Source organism: Paenibacillus sp. FSL M7-0656, from assembly GCF_038003225.1.
GTDB classification, from domain to species: domain Bacteria; phylum Bacillota; class Bacilli; order Paenibacillales; family Paenibacillaceae; genus Paenibacillus; species Paenibacillus amylolyticus.
In genome coordinates this window covers 305,203-328,908 of record NZ_JBBOOT010000001.1, presented here as the reverse complement: position 1 = coordinate 328,908, position 23,706 = coordinate 305,203, and the positions used below count along the sequence as shown (strand labels likewise).

The window sequence follows — 23,706 nt, the reverse complement described above, 5'->3', positions numbered from 1 at the left end:
GAAACTAAATTTTGCATTGTTTTTCTAATTAAATCCATATTTATGCATTCAACTTTTATTTGTTGTTAAGTATTATAACATCAATTTTCTGAATAAAGCTTACACGGCAAAAAAATAAAACCTATGACCTAATTACAGCGCACTTTCCTGTAATCGGCATAGGTTTTTAGATCAGATTTCCATGGTTTCGTGATTCATCCATAATTTCATACGGGATAATACATCTTTGATATTCAATGGCTTGCTGAGATAGTCCGAAGCACCTGCTGCAATACATTTCTCCCGATCCTCTTTCATGGCCTTGGCTGTCAGCGCAATAATCGGAAGCTGAGTCAGACCAAGTCGTTCACGGATCTGGCGAGTTGTCTCATAACCATCCAGTTCCGGCATCATAATATCCATCATGATGATATCAGGCTTGACTCCTCCACGCTCCAGCAATTCCAGACACTCGTACCCGTTCTGCGCTGAAATGACATTCATACCGTATTGCTCAAGGGCGTTAGCCAGGGCATATACATTACGTATATCATCATCAACGACAAGTACTTGGCGTCCGCTGAGCAACGCTTCTTCCAGAGGTGTCAATAAAACATCCGATTGTCCGGAAGTGATTGAAGGAAGCTTATTGATCTCAGGTGTAGTGGTAGCCACCTCATCCAGGAACAACCGCGATGCATTCATAGTCTCAGGTTCATCTCTTCGCAGTGGCAGGAATAGCGTGAACACGCTGCCCTGCCCCTCACGACTTGTTGCCGAGATCGAACCCCCCAGCAAATTCGCAAGCGATTGAGAAATAGACAGGCCAAGTCCGGTTCCCCCGTATTTACGTGCTGTAGCTCCATCCGCCTGTTTGAAAGCATCGAAGATCTGCACGAGTTTGTTATCCGCAATTCCGATCCCTGTATCACTGACGGAAAAAGCAATCACGTCGGTCTCTTGATCTTTCAATTCAGGATGAGCCAGACTCATTTTGGAGATGGTTAAGGCAACTTCACCCTCACTGGTGAACTTGAATGCGTTTGAGAGCAGGTTTCGGAGAATCTGATGCAATCTCATCTCATCCGTCACGATCGTTTCCGGTAAAGGACTTTGGAGCTGAATTCGGAAATCTATTTTTTTCTGTTCCGCTGTTTTCAGGAAATACTGGTTCATAACTTCAGGAACACTGCCCAGATAGACATCATCGAAATCCACTTCCATCTGTCCGGCTTCCACCTTGGATAGATCCAGAATATCATTGATCAGATTCAGCAGGTCTTTTCCTGATTTGTGAATGACTGAAGCATAGTTCTGCTCTTCACTATTCAAGTGTTGATTTTTATTTTCAGACAATATCTCAGATAAAATCAACATGCTGTTGAGCGGTGTCCGCAGTTCATGGGACATGTTCGCCAAGAATTCGGATTTGTACCCCGAGCTCGTTCGTAACTGATCTGCCACAACCGAAAGTTCATTGGCTGATGTCTCTGCAGCACTCTTCTGTACTTCCAGACGATCGTTAAGCATATGAAGTTCTTCGGTCTGCATTTGCAGTTCCTCCGTCTGAGACAACATCTCTTCGGTCTGAGCCTGAAGTTTCTCCGATTGTGCCTGTAATTCTTCATTTAGAACTTGTGACTCATCATATAATTGCTGTAATTCCATGCGAGTGACGGTAGAGTGTAGGGAAACACTAAAAATATCCGTCAGTTCTTGCATTAGCTTCATATCATTCTCTTGCAACGGCTTCATTGAAGCAAGCTCGATTACCGCAATCGTTCTGCCTTCGAACAGGATCGGGACTACAGTAAGTGATGTGGCAGATGTATACCCGAGACCCGAAGAGATTCGGATATAGTTCTGGGGCAGATCATTCATGCGTAAAACTCGCTTCTCCACAGCACTTTGACCTACAAGCCCCTCACCCGGGGCAAGCGACACTTTACCGAGCGAACGTTCTTTCTCTCCATCCCCAGCATATGCAGCCAAACGCAGCAGTCGATTGTCTTTCCAGTAATATAAGACGCTATAGGGAACTTCAAACAACATGGCTAGCTCGTTCAGGAATAAGCGGGACAATCCTTCCAGATTGGTCGGGTTCTGTAAGAGTGTGGCAATGCCTGTAATCTGGTCCTTGACCCGATTCTGTTCCTGTACTTCATCCAGTAATTTGTTGGTTTCGTGGCCCAGGTCTCCCACTTCATCATGTGTGCGCACCTGAATCCGCTGCTTCAGGTTTCCACCTTTGGAGATATCACTGATGGTTTGCATAACATCTCGCAACGTTTTGACGATATTTCCGGATATCACAATCGCAGCTGCAATGGATAATGCTGCAATAATACCCCACAGCGTGTACATAATCGTCAGCAGTGTGGAGCTGCGTCTGGCAAGTTCAGTAACCCTCGCCTCGGTCAGAGCGATCTCTGTATTACGGAAGGTTGTAAGTTGAGAGCGCAGCAGATCAATTTCAGTTTTACCCGGATCAGATTGAAAGAATGCAACAACTTTCGCTTGATCCCCTTGCTTTTTCAAGTCCACCGACGGCTCCCCAGCGATCTCAATCCAGCGTGTAATATGAGCTTTGATGCTTTGCAGACTCTGCTGCTGTGAAGGATTATCGCTAATGAGAGCATTCAACTGATCATAGTTGGAACTCCACTGGGATAGGCCTTGGGAATAAGGCTCCAAGTAACTTTCATTACCTGTAATCATGAATCCACGCTGTCCTGTCTCCATGTTCAAGACATTTTTTTCAATCGCGTTGGTCAGATTATGTACTTCCAGATCATGATGGGAGATAAAATCATTTTCCTTCTGTAACACATTAATTTGGGCCGTAAGCACTAACAGAACAGCTCCAAACAAAAGCACAACCACAAGATAGCCCAATAAAATTTTGGAGCGTATCGTAAATCTTCTCGTTTTTGACAACGCGGAAACCTCCAAATATATACGAATCCCATAATTAAATTAAAACTGGTGCATATGTAGTTTATATGTATACGTATAGTCTGACAAGCTTTAAGTTCATCGGTACTAGAGTAAAAGGCTGGGCAAAACCCAGCCTCTCCTCATCAAACCGTACGTGAGGTTTTCCCTCATACGGCTTTCCGATGTTTGTCATTCATGGGCATGCAGATTACAATAGCGTTTTTAATTCATATTGACTGGCGATGTACTTAACCTCAGCTATTGAACCCATCCATTTTCTGCGTTGTCTCTTCTTCGCGTACCACCGTGTTAACCGTTGCAACATATACCAATCCAGCTTAGCTAGTCTCTTTTGGCTGTAACTCGTGTAGTAATAGTTTCTCCACCCTTGAATTTTCGGATTGAGCCATTTCACATGTTCCGCAAACGATCTAGATCGCATACTCGGTGGGGATAATCGCTCTTTAATGACTCCACGAATTCGTTCTTCCGCCTTTTTGGTTAGCCATTGCTGTGTGGTGTAATATACCTTCCCTTGCGACGTTTCTGCTTTCGTTTTTCGGTGGTGCATTCCTAAGAAGTCGAATCCCTCGTTTCCTGTCCATAGACCTACAATGCGAGTTTTGGTCGGGTGCAGGGTTAGCTCCAGACGTTCCATAATTTTGCCTATGTGTTCATACGCATGCTCGGCGTCCTTTTTGGTTTTACAGATGACTACAAAGTCGTCTGCATACCTTGTCAGTTCTCCCAGACCTCTTCCATGTTTCTCCCATAGTCGGTCAAAATAGTTCAGATAGATATTCGCCAGAAGCGGTGAGATCACACCACCTTGCGGCGTTCCTAAATCGGAGCGCCTTACGTTTCCTTCTTCCATCACTCCCGCCTGAAGCCACTTCCGTATTAATTTCAGTATCCGCCTGTCGTTGATGCGCATCTGCACCAATTTCATAAGCTTCTCTTGATTAATGTTATCGAAGTAACCTTGGATATCGACGTCGACTACCCAATTCCCTTTGCGGTTGCAGGCTTTCCGAATTCGTTCCAGCGCTCCTTTCGCACTTCGTTTTGGGCGAAATCCGAAGGATACGTCCTCAAAATCCACTTCAAAGATGGGTTCAATTACCAGTTTCGTTGCCATCTGTATGACTCGGTCGCGCACGGTGGGTATGCCCAGCGGCCTTTGCTTCCCATCTTTCTTGGGGATATAGTGCCGCCGTACAGGCTGCGGATGGTAGTTGCCTTCTTTCAACGCTCGTTCGCAGTCCTTAAGGAAGTTCATTTCTCCTTGTTCCTCCACATCTGCCAGCGTCATGGCATCTACTCCTGCTGCTCCCTTGTTCGCTTTCACTCGTCTCCAGGCTTCGCACAAAACATCTCCCCGGTAGACTTTGTCGTACAAGGCATGGAATTTACGCTTGCTGTTCTCCTTGGCCACATGACCTAGCTTTTCTTGGAGTTGTTGAACTTTTTCCTTTGGTGTTGTTAGCCGATTGGCATTCACTCACTCGTACCTCCTCCAAAAGCATAAACAAAGCAGGGCTCCTTCCCTCCCCAAGGTTATGTTGTCCTTGGGTTCTTCGGTACTATGAGCCCCTCGGACTCCCTTCCCACAGACGTTTCACTTCGTCTTTTGGACTTATAGAGCATCTCTTTACGAATTCCTAAAAAAAAAATCCGTGTGGGGGAGGGTCTCCCCAGTTCACTGCATGATCTTTCAAGCCATGCCGCTCCCTTTACGCCGGAAGGTTCTTCACTGTTGTTCCAAGTTCTGCACAGCTTCCTTGGCCTTCATCTATATGACCGAGACTCGGCACCTTCTTTTCCCCCTTGCAGGGCCTTTTTGACGACGCGGCAGGATTCACTTCATGTTACGGCCTGGCTTGTTGCTCGCCCTGTTTCTGACAGGTACTTTTGTCGATGCGCTTTTGCACACAGATTTCGCCATATGCAAGCATCCTAGCTACCAAGGTGGCTTGGCCCCTCCTTGGGTTGGACTTTCACCAACAAGATCATGCGTGCCTCTGGGCACGCATCATAAGAAAAACGACCTGCTTGTGCAGGTCGTCCTCTTCAGTGATCTATATTGCTCATTTTGGCTGATTTTAGGCCTTTGGAGCGATCATTTTGGCTGGATCGACATATTGATCAAATTGCTCTTCGGTAAGCAGGCCCGTTTGTAACGTCGCCTGTTTCAAAGACAAGCCTTCTTTATGTGCAAGTTTCGCGATTTTGGCTGCATTCTCATAACCAATATGCGGGTTAAGTGCTGTAACCAGCATAAGCGAATTGTTCAGATTATGTTCAATCTGATCCAGATTAGGCTCAATGCCCACGGCACACTTGTCATTAAACGCAATAATGGAGTCCGCCAGGAGTTGCACGGATTGCAAGAAGTTATAGATGATAACCGGTTTGAATACATTCAGTTCAAAATTACCCTGACTTGCCGCGAAACCAATCGCTGCATCATTACCCATGACCTGCGTAACCACCATAGTAATGGCCTCGCTCTGAGTTGGATTGACTTTACCCGGCATAATGGAGCTGCCTGGCTCATTCTCAGGAATACGGATTTCGCCCAATCCACTACGAGGGCCACTGGCCAACCAGCGGACATCATTGGCAATTTTCATCAAATCAGCTGCAAGCGCTTTAACCGCACCGTGCGCATACACAACTTCATCATGACTTGTAAGTGCGTGGAATTTGTTTGGTGCAGATACAAAATCTTTCCCCGTATGTTTGCCAATCTCCTTGGCAGTGAAGTCCCCAAAGTCCGGATGTGCATTAATGCCCGTTCCGACAGCTGTACCGCCGATCGCAAGCTCCTTCAGATACTGTACGCTTTCACGGATCATACGCTCACTCTTGCCCAGCATGGCTTCCCAACCACTGATCTCCTGACCAAGCGTAATTGGTGTTGCATCCTGGAGGTGGGTACGTCCAATCTTGATAATATCCTTGAATGCATCCGACTTGTCTGCAAAAGTGGCTTTTAATACCGCGATTGCTGGCAAAAGTTGATCCTCAACAGCCAGAACACCTGCGACATGCAGAGCCGTTGGGAATGTATCGTTGGAGCTCTGGGACATGTTCACGTCATCATTTGGATGCAGACGCTCTTCCTTGCCCTTTTGCTCCAGCAGTTGGTTCCCCAGATTGGCAATCACTTCGTTCACGTTCATATTGGATTGTGTTCCGCTTCCCGTCTGCCATACTACCAGTGGGAAATGGTCATCAATTCGGCCTGCAATAATCTCGTCTGCTGCATAAGCAATAGCATCGGACTTAGCCGCAGATAATTTACCTAATTTATGGTTACTGGCCGCAGCACTTTTTTTCAAAATGGCAAGAGCACGGATAACTTCCATCGGCATATGTTCATTGCCAATCGGGAAGTTCTCCTTGCTGCGCTGCGTCTGAGCTCCCCACAGCCTGTCGGCTGGTACTTTCATTTCGCCTAACGTATCTCTCTCAATGCGGTATTCCACTTGCTTGTCCTCCTCCAAAAAGATGGTTTGGGTCTCTACAAAGCTTGTGTATCTCGTCATATTATACATGATTTACGAGCAGGTTTTCACCTTTTCGACAAAATTGTAAGCGTAGCGCAAAATGAGCGTGAATTATTTTTGTGACGCAATTGGATACAATCGGCTGCTCTGTTCGAATAGTTCACCTGGTTCCAAACCGATCAATCCGATTTCTTCTGCAGGTATGCCTTCAACATTAGGAGCGTTAACCAGGTTCATCTGTGGTTCAGGACAGAAGAATTCGCCACCCATGTTATTGTTCCAGATCATCCAGTGCTTGTAGGAGGTACCCACATCGTATACCAGTTTGTCTCCAGTACGGTGATCCGTAAGTTCCATATAGTTACGTCCATTCTGCGGCTCCGCCGTGTAATGATTATCCATGGCAGCAAAGAACGGACTAACCCCGTCTTTCTTCAATTGTTCTTCCTCAGGTGTAAGCGGTTGAAATTGTCCTGTTGGCAGGGAACGCTCATTCAATTCACGACGTTGTCCAATCGTAACTTTGGCCGTGTAATCCGAGGCCTGACTGTCCGGTGCAAAAGGTACAGCAATCGCCGTGTGGAATGCAAACAAATTCGGCATATATTCAGTCCCGTTGTTGCGGACGATCAATTGTTGCTGAAGTCCTTGGCTGCTCAAAGAGTAACGAAGCGTCACCGTAAACGTAAACGGCAGGTACTGATGGAATGTATGTCCTTCTTTCACGTCCTGGCTAAGCAACACATAACTCTCCAGCTGATCAGAACCGTATCCCTCAACCTTCCACTCGGCATCATGCAAAAATCCATGCAAATGGTTACCTGTAGCCGGTTCGTTCACAGGCAACTGATAGACTTTACCATTCCAGGGGAAGCGTCCATCCTCATAACGGTTCGGTGGAGAAAGAATCGGAATTCCATAGACCGCAGGTGCAGCCATAAACTCATCCATCTGATCCTGATTTGGTTCTCTCAAGTAACGAAAACCCTTTTCTGTATCACGGAAAGCAACGAGGTTCGCACCTACGCTTGGAATAACTGCCGCTTCAAACTGATTAAAACGAAGCCAAATGGCTGGTATCCCTCCAAATTGTTCTTCAAATGCTGCATTTTGCTGTGTCATCGTTATATGTACCTCCTGCATACTAAGGTTATATTATACGGCTCGACTATATCATGCCCGAGCGTAAAATACCAATCTATGATAGAGAACAAATTCATAATAGAAAGACAAAAAAGACAGGAAAAAGACAGCTGTAATACGTTACGGCTGTCTTTTTCCTGTCTTTCATATGATGGTTCAATTAATCCACATATTTGCCATGATCCGGCACAGTGCTCTCTTCAAAGTCCAGATCAAGCCGCTTCAAGGATTCACTCAGCATATCTCCGCTCAAGGCATGCCCGTGCCCGGTAATCGCAAGTTTCGGCTCCAGATGCCTTATATGCTGGACAGATTGATGAGCAACCTGCCAATCGGTTGTAAAATAGGAAGGCGGGCCATGCAACTGTTTGTCCTGAAGCAACACACTCCACAGCGATTCCTGCTTCACTGTGATGATTGCATCTCCCGCAATTAACAAACGGTCCGCTTCCCGAAACAGCGACACATGTCCAGGCGTATGACCTGGCGTGTGAACCCACTCCCATCCTGATACGCCTGGAACGGAATGATCTTTGGGTAGACTGAATATCCGATCATCCAGATTGATTGCCTCATTGGGATAAGCGAATGACAACCTGGACATTAAACCTCCACCTACAGAAGGGTCCGCTGGCGGGTAATCTTTTAATCCCGTTAAATACGGAATTTCAAGCGGATGAGCATACACTGGCACACCCCAGAATTGTTCCAGCTCAATAACGGTTCCTACATGGTCGAAGTGACCATGCGTCAATATGATCGCAGACGGCGGACCTTGAAATCGTTCTGTTGCAACCTGAACAATATGATCTGTGAACCTCGCCATTCCGGTGTCCACGAGGACCCAGTTCCTGCTTCCTGGCTCTCCGATGAACACGACATTAACGAATAGTGTACGTAGACTGAGAATATCGGGCGCGACTTCTTCAAGTCCCGTCAATCCTTCTGTAATCAGATTGTCAGATGCCATTCACGGTTACCTCCCATTAGGCGGATTGTCTCTCTGGTTCCATTCATCTCGTAGACTTCCCTTTTCTGGATCATCTATTCAACATTTCCAATAAAATAGACGGTATACACCCTGTTTCGGGCATACACCGTCTAGTATAGTCATCGACACAACACAATAGAACAAGAACATCTCGGCCAGTTAAGCCGGAAATGCCTCCAAAGCAGCATCGAGCAATTGATTGTACAGATCGTCATCATTCTCAAGCAACTCGTCCATACGCAGTAACTCTTCTTCATCACCGGATTGCTCTGTGAAATGCAAGCTATAGTCCCAGTCTTTTCCGTTCTTGCTCATGAAGGTAATCTCATATACTGACTTTTCGCCTTCTGTGCGGTAAACGGTATTTCCCACGTATCCTTTTTCACCTTCACGGCGCATTTCAGCACTTATAATTTCAATATTCACAATCATTCTCTCCTTTAATCTTTCATCTACAGTCGGTCTCCAACATTTCTGGTAAACCTAGTTTGGTAATTATTATTGGTTAATTGTACAATATATAACGTAGCAACGTATACCTTATTCAATGAAGGAACCATTCTGAGTCCTTACATAGTTGTAATGAGGACTATAATAGCCAACAAGCTACGATATTATTATCACATTGGAGGAAAAAATAGCATGAATACTTTTGAAACGAATCTGCAGCAATATGCTGAGCTGGCTGTACAAGTCGGTGTCAATGTCCATCCTGGACAGACACTCGTGGTTAACGCTCCAATCTCGGCAGCACATTTTGTACGACTGATTGTCAAAGCAGCTTACGGTAAAGGTGCGAAATTGGTCAAAGTAAACTGGAGTGATGAAACCGTTACACGTCTACATTACGATCTTGCACCTGATGAAGCTTTCTCCATTGAACCGAAATGGTTTGCAGCTGAAATGACTGAACTGGTTGAAGAAGGTGCCGCTATTCTGCACGTCATCGCTGAAAATCCGGATCTGCTGAACGGTGTAGCTCAGGAACGCATTATTACTAGCCAAAAAGTGCGCGGCAAAGCGCTCGAAAAATATCGTTCTTATCAGATGGCTGACAAATTCAGCTGGTCTATCGTGGCCGTTCCTTCTCCGGAATGGGCAGCTAAAGTGTTCCCGGATCTGCCGGAAGCGCAACAAGTGGACCGCCTGTGGGATGTCATTTTCAAAACGGTACGGATCGGTGAGCAGGATGCTGTTGCCGAATGGAAAACCCATTTGCAAAACCTGGATTCCCGCGCTGATCTGTTGAACAACAAAAAATACAAGAAGCTTCACTATACAGCTCCAGGCACAGACTTGACCATTGAACTTCCAGAAGGCCATATCTGGGTATCCGGTGGAAGTGTGAATGAGCAAGGACATGTCTTTATTGCCAATATGCCTACGGAAGAAGTATTCACGGCTCCGCTGAAAACGGGTGTTAACGGTACAGTGCGAAGCACGAAACCACTGAGCTACGGCGGCAACCTGATTGACGGTTTCTCACTAACATTCGAGAACGGCCGAATTGTTGACTATACCGCCGATCAAGGTCTCGATGCACTCAAAAACCTGATCGAGATAGATGATGGCGCACACTATCTGGGTGAAGTAGCCCTCGTTCCACATCAGTCCCCAATTTCCGATACCAATATTTTGTTCTACAATACTTTGTTTGATGAAAATGCCTCCAACCATTTGGCGATTGGTAATGCCTATGCCTTCTGTCTGGAAGGTGGTAAAACGATGTCCAAAGAAGAGCTGATTGAACGTGGTATGAACTCCAGCCTCACTCATGTAGACTTCATGATTGGATCCGGAGAAATGAACATCCACGGTGTGACCTCCGAAGGTGCGGAAGAGCCGATCTTCCTGCAAGGAAACTGGGCATTCTAATCCCGTTTGATGTGATTTAGGAGAGAGGAGATTACTCCTCTCTTTTCCTGCGTCAACAGGTCAAAAATTCAACAATTGGAGGGAACTCATATGTTAAGTTTTGAACAAAAACTGGATCGTTACGCTGAACTTGCTGTAAGAGTAGGTGCTAATGTGCAACCAGGGCAAGTATTTGTCATCTCTGCGATGATTGATACCGCTGAATTCGTACGTTTGCTGGTACGTAAGGGATATGAAGCTGGAGCCAAGCAGGTGATTGTAAAATACGGAGATGAAACCGTCAATCGATTGCGGTTTGAGATGGCCCCTGAGGAATCCTTCCAAGAGCCGCCGAAATGGCATGCAGCGGAGCTTGAAGAACTGGCGGCCAATAATGCAGCCTTCCTAACCGTATTGTCATCCAGCCCAGACCTAATGAAAGGTATTGACCCGGAGCGGATTTCCACCCATCAGCGTACATATGGTCAGGCGATGGCCAAGTACCGTCAGTATCAACAGGCGGATAAAATGAGCTGGACGGGTGTGGCATGTCCTTCGCCCGATTGGGCAGCCAAAGTATTCCCGGATCTCCCGGCAGCTGAGCAGGTTAGCCAGTTGTGGGAAGCCATTTTTGCTGCGGTGAGAGCCGATCTGGAGGACCCTGTAGCGGCTTGGGAACAGCATATTGAACGACTGGAGACCAAAGCCGTTGCCCTGAACAACAAGAAGTATCAAGCATTACATTTCCTCTCCCCAGGGACGGATCTTACTGTCGAGCTTCCAGAAGGTCATATCTGGGCGCAGGCAGGTAGCGTGAATGAGCAAGGCACCCCTTTTGTCGCGAATATCCCGACAGAGGAAGTATTCACCGCTCCAGCCAAACATGGCGTTAATGGCAAAGTGTCCAGCACCAAACCACTCAGCTATGGGGGCAGTATCATTGATCATTTTTCGCTCACATTTGAGAACGGACGTATCATTGATTTTCATGCTGAAGAAGGTCAGGATACGCTGGAAAGACTCATTTCCATGGATGAAGGATCTCATTACCTCGGCGAAGTCGCTTTGGTTCCCTTCCATTCACCGATCTCTGAGAGTGGCATCCTGTATTACACTACATTGTATGATGAGAATGCGTCGTGCCATCTTGCGATTGGCAGTTCCTATGCATTTAATATCGAAGGTGGCAAAACGATGTCTCCTGAAGAGCTTGCAGCCCGTGGCATGAACACCAGCATCACCCATGTGGACTTCATGATGGGCTCTCCCGAGACGGACATCTACGGTATCACGGCAAACGGCGAACGTGAAGCCATCTTCCTTAAGGGAGACTGGGCGTTCTAAATGATCGCGGAGAGTTATCTCCCGTAATGTATGTTCTCTGAATAGTCGAAAGGCTGTCTTGCAACCATGTATTCATGGTTGGCGAGACGGCCTTTTATTAATTTTCAGCAAACTTTCATGCATGTTATACACACTTCTCTCATCTGGTTTTTCCCGGACCAACCTCCCATTGTACCGTTTCCATATTATGTTGTAAAATGTAATGATACCAATGTTTGTGGACTGTTCACCAGAAAGGAGAACATCATGGCCAATCGGCTCCAGTTATTACTAGCCTCAGATTTCCATAATTTAGGCTCTGCGCTTCAAGAAGAAGTGTATTATGAATATTATAATATGGTACATGGTCTTATCGTTTATATCATCAAGGAACGTGCTGCAGCAGAAGATATTATTCAGGAAGCTTTTATCAAAATCATTAAAAACAAACCCATCTTTGAAGACGAGGTCAAACTGAAAGCCTGGCTCAAGGTTGTCACACGGAACACAGCTATTAATTATCTGAGAAAAAATAAAAATAACCGTAACCAATTGGATACGGATAGTGTTTTTATAGATATGGAGACGATGAATCAGACCGCAGCTTCCGTGGAAAGCATGGTAGAAACGCAGATGATGGAAGAGTCCATTGAATATTATCTCAGACAGCTCAAACCGGAATATCGTGTACTGGTGGAGTTACGGTGGAAAAAAGGTCTCTCCTACCGAGAGATGGCCGAACTGCTGGATACCTCCGAAGACATTGTGAAGCAACGCTTGTTCAGAGCCCGTGGCAGTATTAAGAAGAAATTACATAAGGAATGGGGTGGAAGCATTGAGCAAAGGCAAGTCCGATAAAAACGTGGAGCGATTCGATTCAGAGCTGGAAGACGAATATTTCGACGCTGCGTTTGACCTGGCTTTTGATGAAGCTTTCCATCAGGCCGTCTCTGCCCCTTCCGCCTCCCATACCGAATCCATGCGGCAATCCTGGCAGAAGGTAAACAGGGAAATTAACAGAATCGGTTTACGTAAAAAAAGAATACGTACCTTGCGACTTTCAGTTGTAGTCGCTGCATCCGTAACTATCGGGGCCGTTATTTTCAGCCTGCCGTCCGGTACGCAAGCGGTATCCCCTTTTGTGCAATCCATCAAGGATTGGGGCAATGGCATGAAATCCATTATCATTGAGGATCGTACGACCCAACTGGGGGCTGATCCGTCAACAGCCAAAACGCCTCCACCACCAGAAACCAGCTTGGACGACATTCTTAAGGTACAAGAAGAAGAAGCTCTTAATACACCTTCGTATGAGTTATCGAGCCATCAGTTTCGTCCAGTACTTGTTACGGAAGAGATTGCACGCGAAGGGTTCATGGGTGACTTTCTGTTATCCAAGGCCATTCCCGAGCGATTCAACAAGGTCAAATTCGAACTTGTGCTTGATACTGAAAACCCTGTGAATCCAGACGATTATTATGAGTCCAACCAAATGAGAGTTCAATATACCAGTGAAGGCAAAAGCATAGAAGATGAGATTATCCAGTTTGATTATATCTATGTCATGCCTGGGGAGAAAATTGAAGGAGCCATGCTTCGTGATATGAGCACCGTAAAGCTGGCGGATGGCTCGGAAGCACTGATGTATATCGGCCCACCTTATAACTCCTTTCAGTGGATGATGGGTTCAAACAATATGAGTCTGTTTGGCACCCTTTCGGAAGAAGAAATGACTGCTATTGCCAACGATTTTCAAGAGCAGAAGTTTCCGGGTAGCACCCGTCGATAAGATCAAAATAACACGGTGCCAGAGACATGTTTGCTTGTTTCCGTGGCACTTCCATCATACGCTGTATGAATACTGGTAACGCGATAATAATATCCTGGCATTACGGTCCAATCCGATGCGGCATTCAATAAGTTTGTATTCGTTGCATTGTTGGAACTCGTTTTGAAAGTTACCCATGCTGTTCCTGTCCAGCGCTCAAGTCGATAATCTACGGAAAGTGTCTTCATTGCTGTATATGTCATGGTCTTGGTATTGACGATAGCCGATAGTCCACCCCCAGGAGTGACTGCACCGACCGCTTGATAGATATGTCCAAGTTCTCGAGTGTTAGCAAACGAATGGATGGATGGTTCCGGCGGAGGTGGGGGTGTAAGGGCACCAGAGGACACGTTGATCATCGGGCTTGCAACGGCTGGTTCGGACGTAGGTATAGCCAGGATTGTTGGCACCATTAACAAGGCAACAAGGGTTATTTTTAGCATAGATGCTGCACTCTTTGTTTTCATTTTCCGCATATTGATCCATCCTCCGCTTCCATACTTGATTTTGTGTAAGGGTATAAACGGACGGATCGGGTGACAGGTTTCAAAAAAAATTAGACGCTCCGATGTTTCTGTCGGCAGCGTCTTTTATCTTTGCATGCATCTCCAGCATGGTTGAAACCTAAATTATTCCAGCCCGTATGTATTGGGTAATGGATACACGAAACCATATGAACCAACAAGATTTGCAAATGAGGTGTATAACTTGAGTAAATTTCAATTCAAATCCAGAAGGCATCGTCACAGCTCCAATCCGAATCAACTACATATCGAAGTTTCCGGCTCGTTCAAACGTTGGCTTGTTATCTTGGTGAGTGCGCTTGCCACAGGGACCTTAATATATTTCTTGGCTACAGCTCGGGAAAGCTGGATAAGCATGGGGATTGACCGCTATGTATTGCCCTTTATGATCTGGGGACTTGTACTGTCCCCCATCCTTGCTTTTCTTTTCCTCAAGCAGAGCGGACGGACCCTTTCCCATGTCAAATTTTTACGTGTTTTCGGGATTGCTTTCTCCCTTCTGCCTCTGGTACTTCTGTTTTATGTGTTACCCGTAACACTTGGCATGGTGAATGATCACCTGACCCAGTTTAAGCAAAATCCCGTGTTATCCACCACTAAGGTGGGGGACTACAATTCTCACGAGGTTACTTTTGTCGATACGCCTATGTACGCCATCATCACCATTAAGACACCGATAACAACCCAATCCACTCGAAAAAAGCTGAATATCCAGTATGATCTTGCTCCGGGAGAGAATGTTTACGTCACTTATAAGCGAATTTCTATCGAGAATAGCTTGGTCACGGAGAATCGTTACGCCGATATTGTCATTCATGCACCCAAAGAATCATGAGCATGCAAAAAAAGCTGTACGATGACCATTACGTCACCATACAGCTTCATTTGTTACAATTTCGATCCGGCTACGCGCCTTCTTCTTCAACCAACAGTTCCAGCTTAATCACATTTACTCGGGAAATCCGCTTATGCTCTGTCTCTTGAATGACAAATACATACCCCCCATACTCAACCGATTGACCAACCTCAGGTGGAATGGCATCTACTCTGGAGTACAGCCAGCCCCCGATGGTATCGTAATCGGCACGATCCATCTCCAGTCCGAATCGTTCGCTGACTTCTTCAATCAGCATCAATCCATCAATAGAGTATTCCATCTCATCCACTTGTTCAATGACAGGACGCTCATGGTCGAATTCATCCTGAATCTCGCCTACGATCTCTTCCATGATATCTTCAAGTGTGACAAGCCCGGATGTTCCCCCGTATTCATCAATCAGAATCGCAATCTGTGTCTTGCTACGCTGCATACGCTTGAGCAGATCACTGATTAGCGTGGTATCTGGCACAGCCAGGATGGGCCGGATTACGGAGATGGTATCCGTAAGTTGGGATCGCATCAGATCCTTAATGTGAATAAAGCCGATAATATGATCCTTGTCTCCGTTATATACCGGATACCTTGTTCGCATACTCTCACTGGCAATCTCCAGATTCTCCAGCATGGACTCATTGGCATTCAGACAGATCATTTCCGTCCGCGGAATCATAATTTCACGGGCGGTTGTATCCGTAAAATCAAATATATTATCAACAAGTGCTAATTCAGTGTTATCAATTAAACCGCTCTTATTGCTTTCTTTCATCAGAATGCGTATTTCATCTTCGCTATGTGCGGAGTCCATCTCCGAAGCTGGTGCCATCCGGAATAGTCTCAACAAGCCGTTAGCCATACCGTTCAGTGCCCATATGAATGGATACATTAACTTGTAGAAGAACGTTAGCAAAGCCGCAGACCACAACGTGATCGTCTCAGACTTTCGAATCGCCATCGTTTTGGGAGCAAGTTCTCCCAGTACAATGTGCAAGATCGTAATAATCACAAATGCAATGGCAATAGAGATTCCATGAACGTAGACTGGTCCCAGTCCAAATGCGGTAAACATGGGCTCTAACAGATGTGCAATTGCCGGTTCTCCCAGCCACCCGAGTCCCAGTGAAGCCAAAGTTATACCTAGTTGGCAAGCTGACAGATATGCATCCAGATTACGTACGATATTGGAAGCATAGATGGCATTTTTGTTGCCTGTTTCCACCAAAGCCTCAATCCGACTTCCACGAACCTTCACCATCGCGAATTCCGCCGACACAAAGAAACCATTCATTAATACAAGTAAACCAATGATTACTAAATTTAAAATACTCGGTAAGGGGTCACTCAAATTTTCATCCTATTCGCCGTCATTCTTCGGCAAATAGGTCCACCTCCTTCGAAAATGTAGGATATTTGCCATTCTGCCGTTCATATGCAATTTCAACTTCCCAATGCTTCCACCTCCACCTTGTTCTGTCGAATAACAAAGATATGCTTCTTTTATTATATAATTCTACACTACACAGTCAATCCGTGTCCTATGACAACGAAATGGCACAAACGCCTTTTTTCTTTAACAAAAGTCTCGATTACGCTGTTTTTTTAACATTTCACAAACAATGATCTACCAGAACCAAAGAGAGCACCCTAGCTCATACTTCCGCATGGCTGGATACTCTCTTTTTGTAATACGTTATTTTCTCAGATTCTATCCGCCGATTACGATGTGGACTCAATCTCCACTACGGTTTCCGAAGCGGGGTTCCAACGCCACTTCGCTCGTCCCCCGCTTGCGTTATGCAATCCACCGATCCAGAATTCATCCTGCTTCAGCAATGCCCAATCGACTTCTCCATTCAACACCTGAATTCCGAGTTCCGTTAGCGACAGGACTCCGTCACGGAATTTTTCATCATGCTGCTTGAAATTAGGGAAAGTGGTTGCACCGCTCATCTGAAGAAGAGCATGAGGTCCTTCTGTCATCCGCTTCAGATGTGCCCAGTATTCAAGATCACCCATCCCAAGAATATGCAGCTTGTCCCCTACCTCACGAAATAATGGATACGGATGCTCCACACCTGCTCTTATGGTCTCCAGTGTTGTCTGCTCAATGAGTCCCAGACCGTTCGATACAGATGGCAGACGGGACAAATGTGCCTTAAAGGCAGCTTTCGCAAAGGGTAGCGCAGAAGTGTCTGCCTGCAAGTAATCCAGATGATGCCGGAAATCAGTCGACGTATAGGCTTCCCAGAACTGCGCACCGGCTTGTAACTCGTTTTTCTCAATCACATGCCAACTGCCGGACAGACGTTCAATCTGTGTGGAGGTAAGCTGTCCCAGTCCTCTAAAGTGCTCGATCTCTGGATACGAGTCAATGCAGAGCAGATTCAGTTTCGTATTCTGGAGTACTTGTTCTCTGAAATAATGCAATAGATAAGATAACATCGTCTGATCATAGAGATCGTATTCGAACCATAAGACAATTTCCTTGTATTGTTGAAACGAGTTCAACTTGCGTTCAAGTTCCTCAATCTTCAAGTATTCCGCCTGTGGAATGCCCAACTGCTGCTCTAACACGGATGCCCGAGTCTGCCGCTCCTTCGTATCTCCCATCTCTTTGGCTACCGGGCCGAACGTGTACAACTCTCTCCATACCAGGATGTCTCCCTGAATTCCACTCTCTCTTAAACGATTGGCAGCGTGATCCCCATTCATAATGTGTAACAATCCTTTTCCCCCTTCATACAAGTCACTGAATACAGAGACCAGATCCCTTACTGGCATAGAGCGCTTAAGTTTGGATCGGGCATCGAACAGTCTTTTCTTTAACGCTGGTACCTTCACCCCGAGGAAATCCGATATTTCCTTGAGCGAGTATCCTTCCAAATAAAACAGTTCAACAGCAATCCGCATCGATGATGGCAATATTGCAATAGAATCACGCAGCGTACGATACATTTCATTTTGCACCGCTTGTTTTTCCGGATTATGCGCCTGATCCTCTTCATGGAATACATGCTCCAGCTCCTGAACTGGAATCATGGTATGTTGCTTGCGTCTTAGCCAGCGATAACACTGCCTCTCCACGATCACCTTGAACCACCCGGGAAAAGCCTCAGGAGCTTCCAGCTTGGACAGATTGCCAAAGGCTTCAGTAAATGCTTCCTGTACGACATCTTCAGCCCAAAATGTATCTCCTAAACGATTGTAGGCAACAGCAAGAGCCATCCCGCGATATTGAGACATCAGTTGTGCGTAAGCTTCGGTTTCGCCCTTCATCGCTCCTTCAATCCATGAATTCAATGCTATGGACTCCCTTCATATAAGCATGCTGCTTGTTCTATTCATGTATAAGTGCCATGTTATCGCCAAAAGGTTACGTATAACTCTAAACCTGTAGTAACCTTCGTATATATGTTTATGTAAAAAGCTGTCCTGTCTGCGGATTACCTCCACATTCAGGACAGCGAAGTAAATCAGTATGTGTTAGACATGTGACATGTCAGTTATCAATCAACATGATGAGGTGAAAATGATTATCTGCTTGGAGCTTGCGGGTAATTGCCTACCACGCCCGGATATTGATACAACAACGGCTCATCAAATGTAGCATAGTCGAAGTTGACCATCAACAGCATGATTCTTCTACCTGTCTTCGGGTCACTGATGATAATATGATCACGGCCCGCTGCTTCAATAATACCTTGGAATATGCGAGCGTTCCATTCTTTGTTGCCTTCATATGTCATGTAGAATGTACCGAATTTACCAAGGTTCAGACGTAAAATATTCTCAATGTATGACTGCTCAAACTGTGGAGCCGTTGTTGTAATCACTGCACCTGTTGGTGTCATTGGGCTTCCACTGGATACGAGTGGCGGTACACTTGTGGAGCTTGGTGATACCATCCCTGGCGTTGGTGACATGGCAGGCATTCCGTTACCAATTTTGTAAGACGTACCTTGAACCTGAGAATTAGCTTGTTGACCCATCACAGAATTTGCTTGCTGACCCAGTGTTTGAGTTGTTGGTTGATAAGGCTGATTAATCATGATGATTCCTCCCAAAATTTAATATACTTCCGGACAGTCTTCGCCTGAAGGACTGAAGAAACAATGCGCTTTGAAACGTCCTGTATTTTGCTGGTCATACCACGTTGCCGGACACTCGGCCACAGGTCGGAAGAACCACAATGAATTGCTGGCAGGCCAGAAGCGCTCTCCATTAATCACCCGTTGTGCGAGACGAATCTCGGACTGTCTTGCGCGTTGGTAAAAGTACCCCTTCTGTGTTGACTCGTAGCCTCCTGGATTCTGGAATACCATACGATTGATATCGCGAATATCCTTAAAGTCCAGACAATCCACCAGCACCCGGTTCACACTTACATTGCCCACAAGCAACATACCCTGTTCGCCGTCACCTTCAGCCTCTGCCCTCATGAGCCTAGCCAGCAGCTTGACGTCCTCTGAGTTGGCTTTAATAACAGCCATAGTCTGTTTCCTCCCTTGTTTCAGCTGTTCATCACCGTACATCGTATTGTGCAGGAGCCCATTCGGTGACACGATTCCATCTTTTTTCCATAAAAAAAAGCCCGGAACCTCACCCAAGGTGAAGTCCCGAAGCAACTCGTTTCTTATAATACTCGCCTGTTTAAGGCTTGGCTTCAATCCAATAATCATAGGCATGAACAATGTTGCCTTGGTAAGCCTGATATTCGGCCAGCAGATCCGGAAGCTTGGCAAGCTGAAGTTCCATCTCCGCTGCCCCTTTTTCATAAAAAGAAATATGAGGACCTTCGTGGTTCTGCTTCATTTCGACCGAAATCATCAACCTTTTACCGAAACGATCGGCGATCTCCATCTCCTGACTCACAACAGTAGCAATCCCATTGGAACCTTCGGCGTTGTTACGGAAAGCCATCAGCGACACATGATCGAGTGTACGGATCATAAATTCAGCCACAGATGTATCCTTTCCTGGTAACGCGAAGCTATCCAGCCATACAGCAAGGTCTGCGCTTGTTTCGAGATCACTGTCCTTCTTTGTTTCTTCCTGGAAAAATGTAATATTGGCAGCCCATTCGGTCAATAAGGTGTCCCGACTATTCTCCCACTCTGGCAAAGTGTAAGGCTCAATATCCAAATGGATGCCTTCAAATCGTTCATCCGGCTCGGATTCAGCATTATAGTTTTTCACATAATCAATCAATCGCTGAATGCGTGGACGATTCTCCTTTTTGCCCCAGATGGGGTGTCCACCCATCGCATGGATCTCAATGCCCTGCGCTTTTGCCCGTTTCACAAAACTGCGATAGCTGGAATAGGGTTGATCCAGGTCCAACCGGACATACAACCAGTTAATATTCTGCTCTCTAGCAAATGCTAGTATGTGCTCTCCCCCGTCATTCGTCACCTGAGAGGCCTCCCAGATATACGTTCCCCGAATCTCTGGCTGATTGGATGGAATCTCCGGTGATGGCAGTTCCGACGGTTCCAGTTGTCCCCAGTATACGATGTCATGCACAGCAGAACCTGCGTAGGAACTATGCTCGCCGAATGCGGAGGCAACTTCTTCAATAACACTTTCCAGTTGTGCTGCACCTTTCCCGGCAAATGACGTGAACTCCTCGCCAGGCATTGGCTTGGTGTTCAACCCAACCGTGACGCTCACATTGCTGGCATCGGCCCAGTTCATTTCCTGTTCAATCAAACGTATGATACCATTGTTCCTTTGCGCGTTATCACGGTAAGCGAGTAAAGTGACATGCTCCACTTGTTCAATGAACCAACGTGACAATGGTTCGTTATCTGCATCCTCAGAAACTCTATTTCCTGTGACGGTATAGGAATCCAGCCAAAATGGCAGGTCAATATTCACTGCAACTGCGCCATCCTGTCTCACTTGCTCAAATAACAGATTCATATTGGCTACCCAGGATTGTACCAGTGGCTTAGCATCTTCTTTCCAGGCTGGTAACACATAGGGCTTGATATCCAGATGTATGGCATCAAATTGCTCGTTGGGCTCAGCAACTTGATTGTAATCACTTACCCACGACGCTAATCTGAGCATGGGACCTTCACGGCCACTGAGTGCCCAGGATGGATCGCCTCCCAGCGCTTCAACCGCAATACCAGCACGGCTTGCTTTGGCTATAAACGTCTGGTATACCTCCTTGGATAGCGTCATGTCTACATTCACGTACAGCCTGTTTATCTTATGTTTAGCTGCATTGGCCAACAGCTCATCTCCGTTGCTAACAGACTGTGCCTGCCATACCCAGGCCGCCCGTATATCTGCGCCGTCTGCTTCAGCAGGTGACTCATTCCCTATCATTATCATCCCTCCGATCAGCAGTAACAGCCAAAATACCTTCCGGGATTGTTTCCCGAACATATACTCCCTCCATTCCTCTACTGTTGTAAAATCACATTTATTATAGCAACCGAGTTATTAAAAACAAATAAGCCCAAGTGCTTAACTTGGGCTTATCACTCTGAAGTTGGGACAGCTTAGGGCTCGCCCGGTTCAATCCCGGTTCTAGTCCTCATATATCATTTTTCGGGTCATGCCTCCATCAATAACGAGGTTGGTCCCTGTGACAAAGGTATTGCTTGGATCAGACAAATATAAACAAGCACGGGAGATATCTGAAGGAACACCCACACGACCGGAGGGATGCTGTTCATGATCCTCCTTTTTCAATTTCTCCACGTCACCTGTCTCAATCCATCCCGGACTGATACAATTGACCCGAATTTGGTCTTTGCCCAATGAGACCGCCAGCGCATGCGTCAGAGCTACAATCGCTCCTTTGGATGCTGCATAAGCTTCGGTATCCGGCTCAGACATCAGCGCACGTGTGGAAGCCATATTGATAATGGCACCCCCGTGTTCATTGCTTTTCATATGTTTGGCCGCTTCCCGACTCGCCAAAAAGGAACTTCTCACATTGGTATTGAGTACATCGTCCCATTCTTCCAGCGTCAGCTCATAGGGTGACTTCCACTTGGCGAGTCCTGCATTATTCACCAAAACATCAATTTGTTTGAATTCTTCCACGGTTGTCCGAAAAAGATTCGTAATATCCTGCTCGCTCCGAACATCACATTGGACAAAGATGGCTTCTCCGCCTTCATTACGAATGGAAGCTGCCGCGGCCGCCCCTTCTGCTTCCTTGTAGTCAGCAAGTACAACTTTGGCTCCAGCGACTGCATAAGCCTCAGCCACACTTCGTCCTATTCCCTGAGCGGCCCCGGTTACAACAACGACCTGATCTGTAAATGACATATTGATTGCCTCCTCTATGGTAATGATCTTTTGATCATAATCTCATTAAGCCTCTTCTTATATAAAAACACGTTAGGCCCATTAAGAAACGCTTGTCCAGTAAATAATCAAAAAAGCTCACGCCATTCTGGCGCAAGCTGCTCAGTTTAACCCCGTAGGCGTTCAGAATATACGCGATTATATCGCTCGAAGCCTACATAACGCGTTCCTTTGAACGAGAGCCGTCCTTCATCCCCCTCAGCACACAAACCATACTCTTCGCCATTGACTTTGAATTCGAGCCGATCTCCACTTTCTACTTCAAAGGTGACGTAGTATAACGTTCGTGCTGTACTACCCGGTTCAGATTGCGACTGACTCATCTTCATCCGTCTGCTGGTGATACGTGAAGGCACGGTCAATAGCGGCTCCGAGTTGTTGCGTCCCCACCTCCATACCTCCTTTCCCATCGACAGAAGGACTATACCTATAATCAGAACAAATACAACCGGAAAGACGGTTCCAAACAAATCAAACATCCAGGATGATTCAATGCCCATGTCTCTCCCTCCGTTCATACAACTTAGGACAGCCGGAGTCTTGACCCGTCTCCTGTAATGTATATGCACGTAAACAAGGAACTTGTTATCCGGATTGAAATCGAACGGTGTGAAGGGAAATACCCTCCGGCAGAATACCGAAGGGTTGCTTCATACGAAAAATAAGTACTATTTCATTATCTAATACCTTGCTTAACTAGCAACCATGTTTTACTTAAAGGTTGTTGCAAATCGATGATCCAACAATATAACCTGATTGACCTGTCCCTCTTTTGTCAGCATAAACGATGCACGATAGATAGCCAGATCATCTTTTTCCGCTTGCAGCGACTTCTCATCCAGGAATGTTTCCTTCTGAATATGATAGGCATAATCGATATTACGTTCAGATTCGACCAGAACATGTTCCTTGCCATACAGATCGAGAATCTCTTGATGTGTCATCCCCGCCTCTGCCCCTCGAGCCGTCTTAAAGTACCCTTTCGAGTCCTTATTCAAGATGATACTAACGACTTGGGCATCCCTATAACCAATCGTGATTCCGTTATTGTATTGATAGGATTGACCCACACCGGTTGATGTTCCCTCACCGAGGATTTTCTCCGTCTCTTCCTGACTCATTCCATACGTAATCTTATCCTCACTGTCGGTCTTCGTCACAGCCAGATCCTGTTCTGAAAATTCGTTTGGATTGAATTTGCTATTGCTGCAAGCCGTGACCATGATTAATAATAATGCCGCAACAACCCATGTAATTTTTCTCCAGTGTCCATTCTTCATGCACTCACCTCTGATGTTTTTCCAATATTTTATCATATTATCAACTGAAAAAATAATTAGTAGTGACGTTTTCACCATTCCTCAAAAACAAAAAGGGTATCCGATATGTACTTACTCCTGTACCATTAT

20 protein-coding genes are annotated in these 23,706 nt (G+C 46.0%); 5 read left to right on the top strand and 15 right to left on the bottom strand.

Annotation, left to right across the window (positions count from 1 at the left end; genetic code table 11):
• Positions 1-171 precede the first annotated feature (171 nt).
• The 6 genes from MHI01_RS01405 to MHI01_RS01380 all read right to left on the bottom strand — a co-directional run bounded on the left by MHI01_RS01405 (position 172) and on the right by MHI01_RS01380 (position 8,994).
• Positions 172-2,916: a CHASE3 domain-containing protein gene (locus tag MHI01_RS01405; protein WP_340982323.1), complete on the bottom strand. Its 2,745-nt coding sequence runs from the start codon at positions 2,914-2,916 to the stop codon at positions 172-174.
• 208 nt (positions 2,917-3,124) lie between these two features.
• Positions 3,125-4,417 (bottom strand): group II intron reverse transcriptase/maturase, encoded by a 1,293-nt coding sequence (gene ltrA / locus MHI01_RS01400; protein ID WP_036669585.1) that lies wholly within the window; start codon positions 4,415-4,417, stop codon positions 3,125-3,127.
• Between the two features lie 601 nt (positions 4,418-5,018).
• Positions 5,019-6,407, bottom strand: a complete 1,389-nt coding sequence (gene fumC / locus MHI01_RS01395) for a class II fumarate hydratase (RefSeq protein ID WP_282321144.1) — start codon at positions 6,405-6,407, stop codon at positions 5,019-5,021.
• A gap of 132 nt (positions 6,408-6,539) precedes the next feature.
• Complete coding sequence (locus tag MHI01_RS01390; protein WP_074095412.1) at positions 6,540-7,550, bottom strand: aldose 1-epimerase; 1,011 nt, start codon at positions 7,548-7,550, stop codon at positions 6,540-6,542.
• A gap of 181 nt (positions 7,551-7,731) precedes the next feature.
• On the bottom strand, positions 7,732-8,541 hold the full coding sequence (locus MHI01_RS01385) for an MBL fold metallo-hydrolase (protein WP_127550693.1): 810 nt from the start codon (positions 8,539-8,541) through the stop codon (positions 7,732-7,734).
• A 180-nt stretch (positions 8,542-8,721) separates the two neighbouring features.
• Positions 8,722-8,994, bottom strand: a complete 273-nt coding sequence (locus MHI01_RS01380; protein ID WP_047843332.1) for a hypothetical protein — start codon at positions 8,992-8,994, stop codon at positions 8,722-8,724.
• Positions 8,995-9,204: 210 nt separating this feature from the next.
• Between MHI01_RS01380 and MHI01_RS01375 the strand changes: the two genes are divergently transcribed.
• The 4 genes from MHI01_RS01375 to MHI01_RS01360 all read left to right on the top strand — a co-directional run bounded on the left by MHI01_RS01375 (position 9,205) and on the right by MHI01_RS01360 (position 13,528).
• Positions 9,205-10,437, top strand: coding sequence for an aminopeptidase (locus MHI01_RS01375; RefSeq protein ID WP_036613753.1), 1,233 nt, complete (start codon positions 9,205-9,207; stop codon positions 10,435-10,437).
• Between the two features lie 90 nt (positions 10,438-10,527).
• A complete protein-coding gene (locus MHI01_RS01370) occupies positions 10,528-11,760 on the top strand; it encodes an aminopeptidase (protein WP_127550689.1) in 1,233 nt (410 codons plus the stop codon).
• 246 nt (positions 11,761-12,006) lie between these two features.
• Positions 12,007-12,597, top strand: a complete 591-nt coding sequence (locus MHI01_RS01365; RefSeq protein WP_017688141.1) for an RNA polymerase sigma factor — start codon at positions 12,007-12,009, stop codon at positions 12,595-12,597.
• Positions 12,575-13,528, top strand: coding sequence for a hypothetical protein (locus tag MHI01_RS01360; RefSeq protein WP_127550687.1), 954 nt, complete (start codon positions 12,575-12,577; stop codon positions 13,526-13,528). Before MHI01_RS01365 ends, MHI01_RS01360 begins: the two co-directional genes overlap by 23 nt.
• Positions 13,529-13,530: 2 nt before the next feature.
• Here the strand turns inward: MHI01_RS01360 and MHI01_RS01355 are convergent, their stop codons facing one another.
• Positions 13,531-14,034 (bottom strand): hypothetical protein, encoded by a 504-nt coding sequence (locus tag MHI01_RS01355; RefSeq protein WP_340982322.1) that lies wholly within the window; start codon positions 14,032-14,034, stop codon positions 13,531-13,533.
• Between the two features lie 241 nt (positions 14,035-14,275).
• Here MHI01_RS01355 and MHI01_RS01350 point away from each other — a divergent pair, with 241 nt between their 5' ends.
• The gene (locus tag MHI01_RS01350) at positions 14,276-14,926 is read left to right on the top strand and encodes a hypothetical protein (protein WP_340982321.1); all 651 of its coding nucleotides are present in this window, start codon (positions 14,276-14,278) and stop codon (positions 14,924-14,926) included.
• A gap of 70 nt (positions 14,927-14,996) precedes the next feature.
• Here the strand turns inward: MHI01_RS01350 and MHI01_RS01345 are convergent, their stop codons facing one another.
• The 8 genes from MHI01_RS01345 to MHI01_RS01310 form a co-directional block, all read right to left on the bottom strand.
• Complete coding sequence (locus MHI01_RS01345; RefSeq protein ID WP_036613746.1) at positions 14,997-16,313, bottom strand: hemolysin family protein; 1,317 nt, start codon at positions 16,311-16,313, stop codon at positions 14,997-14,999.
• Positions 16,314-16,684: 371 nt separating this feature from the next.
• Complete coding sequence (locus tag MHI01_RS01340) at positions 16,685-18,268, bottom strand: sigma-70 family RNA polymerase sigma factor (protein ID WP_340982320.1); 1,584 nt, start codon at positions 18,266-18,268, stop codon at positions 16,685-16,687.
• 233 nt (positions 18,269-18,501) lie between these two features.
• Positions 18,502-18,960 (bottom strand): spore coat protein GerQ, encoded by a 459-nt coding sequence (gerQ, locus tag MHI01_RS01335; protein WP_036673979.1) that lies wholly within the window; start codon positions 18,958-18,960, stop codon positions 18,502-18,504.
• Positions 18,961-19,035: 75 nt separating this feature from the next.
• Positions 19,036-19,458, bottom strand: a complete 423-nt coding sequence (locus MHI01_RS01330; protein ID WP_076217086.1) for a cell wall hydrolase — start codon at positions 19,456-19,458, stop codon at positions 19,036-19,038.
• Positions 19,459-19,618: 160 nt separating this feature from the next.
• On the bottom strand, positions 19,619-21,304 hold the full coding sequence (locus MHI01_RS01325) for a hypothetical protein (protein WP_340982319.1): 1,686 nt from the start codon (positions 21,302-21,304) through the stop codon (positions 19,619-19,621).
• A gap of 204 nt (positions 21,305-21,508) precedes the next feature.
• Complete coding sequence (locus MHI01_RS01320; RefSeq protein ID WP_340982318.1) at positions 21,509-22,258, bottom strand: glucose 1-dehydrogenase; 750 nt, start codon at positions 22,256-22,258, stop codon at positions 21,509-21,511.
• Positions 22,259-22,404: 146 nt separating this feature from the next.
• Positions 22,405-22,797, bottom strand: coding sequence for a DUF2500 domain-containing protein (locus MHI01_RS01315; protein WP_017688132.1), 393 nt, complete (start codon positions 22,795-22,797; stop codon positions 22,405-22,407).
• Positions 22,798-23,007: 210 nt separating this feature from the next.
• Positions 23,008-23,577 (bottom strand): hypothetical protein, encoded by a 570-nt coding sequence (locus tag MHI01_RS01310; RefSeq protein WP_315371706.1) that lies wholly within the window; start codon positions 23,575-23,577, stop codon positions 23,008-23,010.
• Between the last annotated feature and the right edge of the window lie 129 nt (positions 23,578-23,706).

What these genes read in the sequence shown, in the direction of transcription:
- MHI01_RS01320 (WP_340982318.1), bottom strand. Translation starts at nt 22,258, where the DNA reads ATGTCATTTACAGATCAGGTCGTTGTTGTAACCGGGGCCGCTCAGGGA.
- MHI01_RS01365 (WP_017688141.1), top strand. Translation starts at nt 12,007, where the DNA reads ATGGCCAATCGGCTCCAGTTATTACTAGCCTCAGATTTCCATAATTTA.
- MHI01_RS01390 (WP_074095412.1), bottom strand. Translation starts at nt 7,550, where the DNA reads ATGACACAGCAAAATGCAGCATTTGAAGAACAATTTGGAGGGATACCA.
- MHI01_RS01375 (WP_036613753.1), top strand. Translation starts at nt 9,205, where the DNA reads ATGAATACTTTTGAAACGAATCTGCAGCAATATGCTGAGCTGGCTGTA.
- MHI01_RS01380 (WP_047843332.1), bottom strand. Translation starts at nt 8,994, where the DNA reads ATGATTGTGAATATTGAAATTATAAGTGCTGAAATGCGCCGTGAAGGT.
- MHI01_RS01370 (WP_127550689.1), top strand. Translation starts at nt 10,528, where the DNA reads ATGTTAAGTTTTGAACAAAAACTGGATCGTTACGCTGAACTTGCTGTA.
- MHI01_RS01315 (WP_017688132.1), bottom strand. Translation starts at nt 22,797, where the DNA reads ATGGGCATTGAATCATCCTGGATGTTTGATTTGTTTGGAACCGTCTTT.
- MHI01_RS01385 (WP_127550693.1), bottom strand. Translation starts at nt 8,541, where the DNA reads ATGGCATCTGACAATCTGATTACAGAAGGATTGACGGGACTTGAAGAA.
- MHI01_RS01310 (WP_315371706.1), bottom strand. Translation starts at nt 23,577, where the DNA reads ATGAAGAATGGACACTGGAGAAAAATTACATGGGTTGTTGCGGCATTA.
- MHI01_RS01355 (WP_340982322.1), bottom strand. Translation starts at nt 14,034, where the DNA reads ATGAAAACAAAGAGTGCAGCATCTATGCTAAAAATAACCCTTGTTGCC.
- MHI01_RS01330 (WP_076217086.1), bottom strand. Translation starts at nt 19,458, where the DNA reads ATGGCTGTTATTAAAGCCAACTCAGAGGACGTCAAGCTGCTGGCTAGG.
- MHI01_RS01325 (WP_340982319.1), bottom strand. Translation starts at nt 21,304, where the DNA reads ATGATAGGGAATGAGTCACCTGCTGAAGCAGACGGCGCAGATATACGG.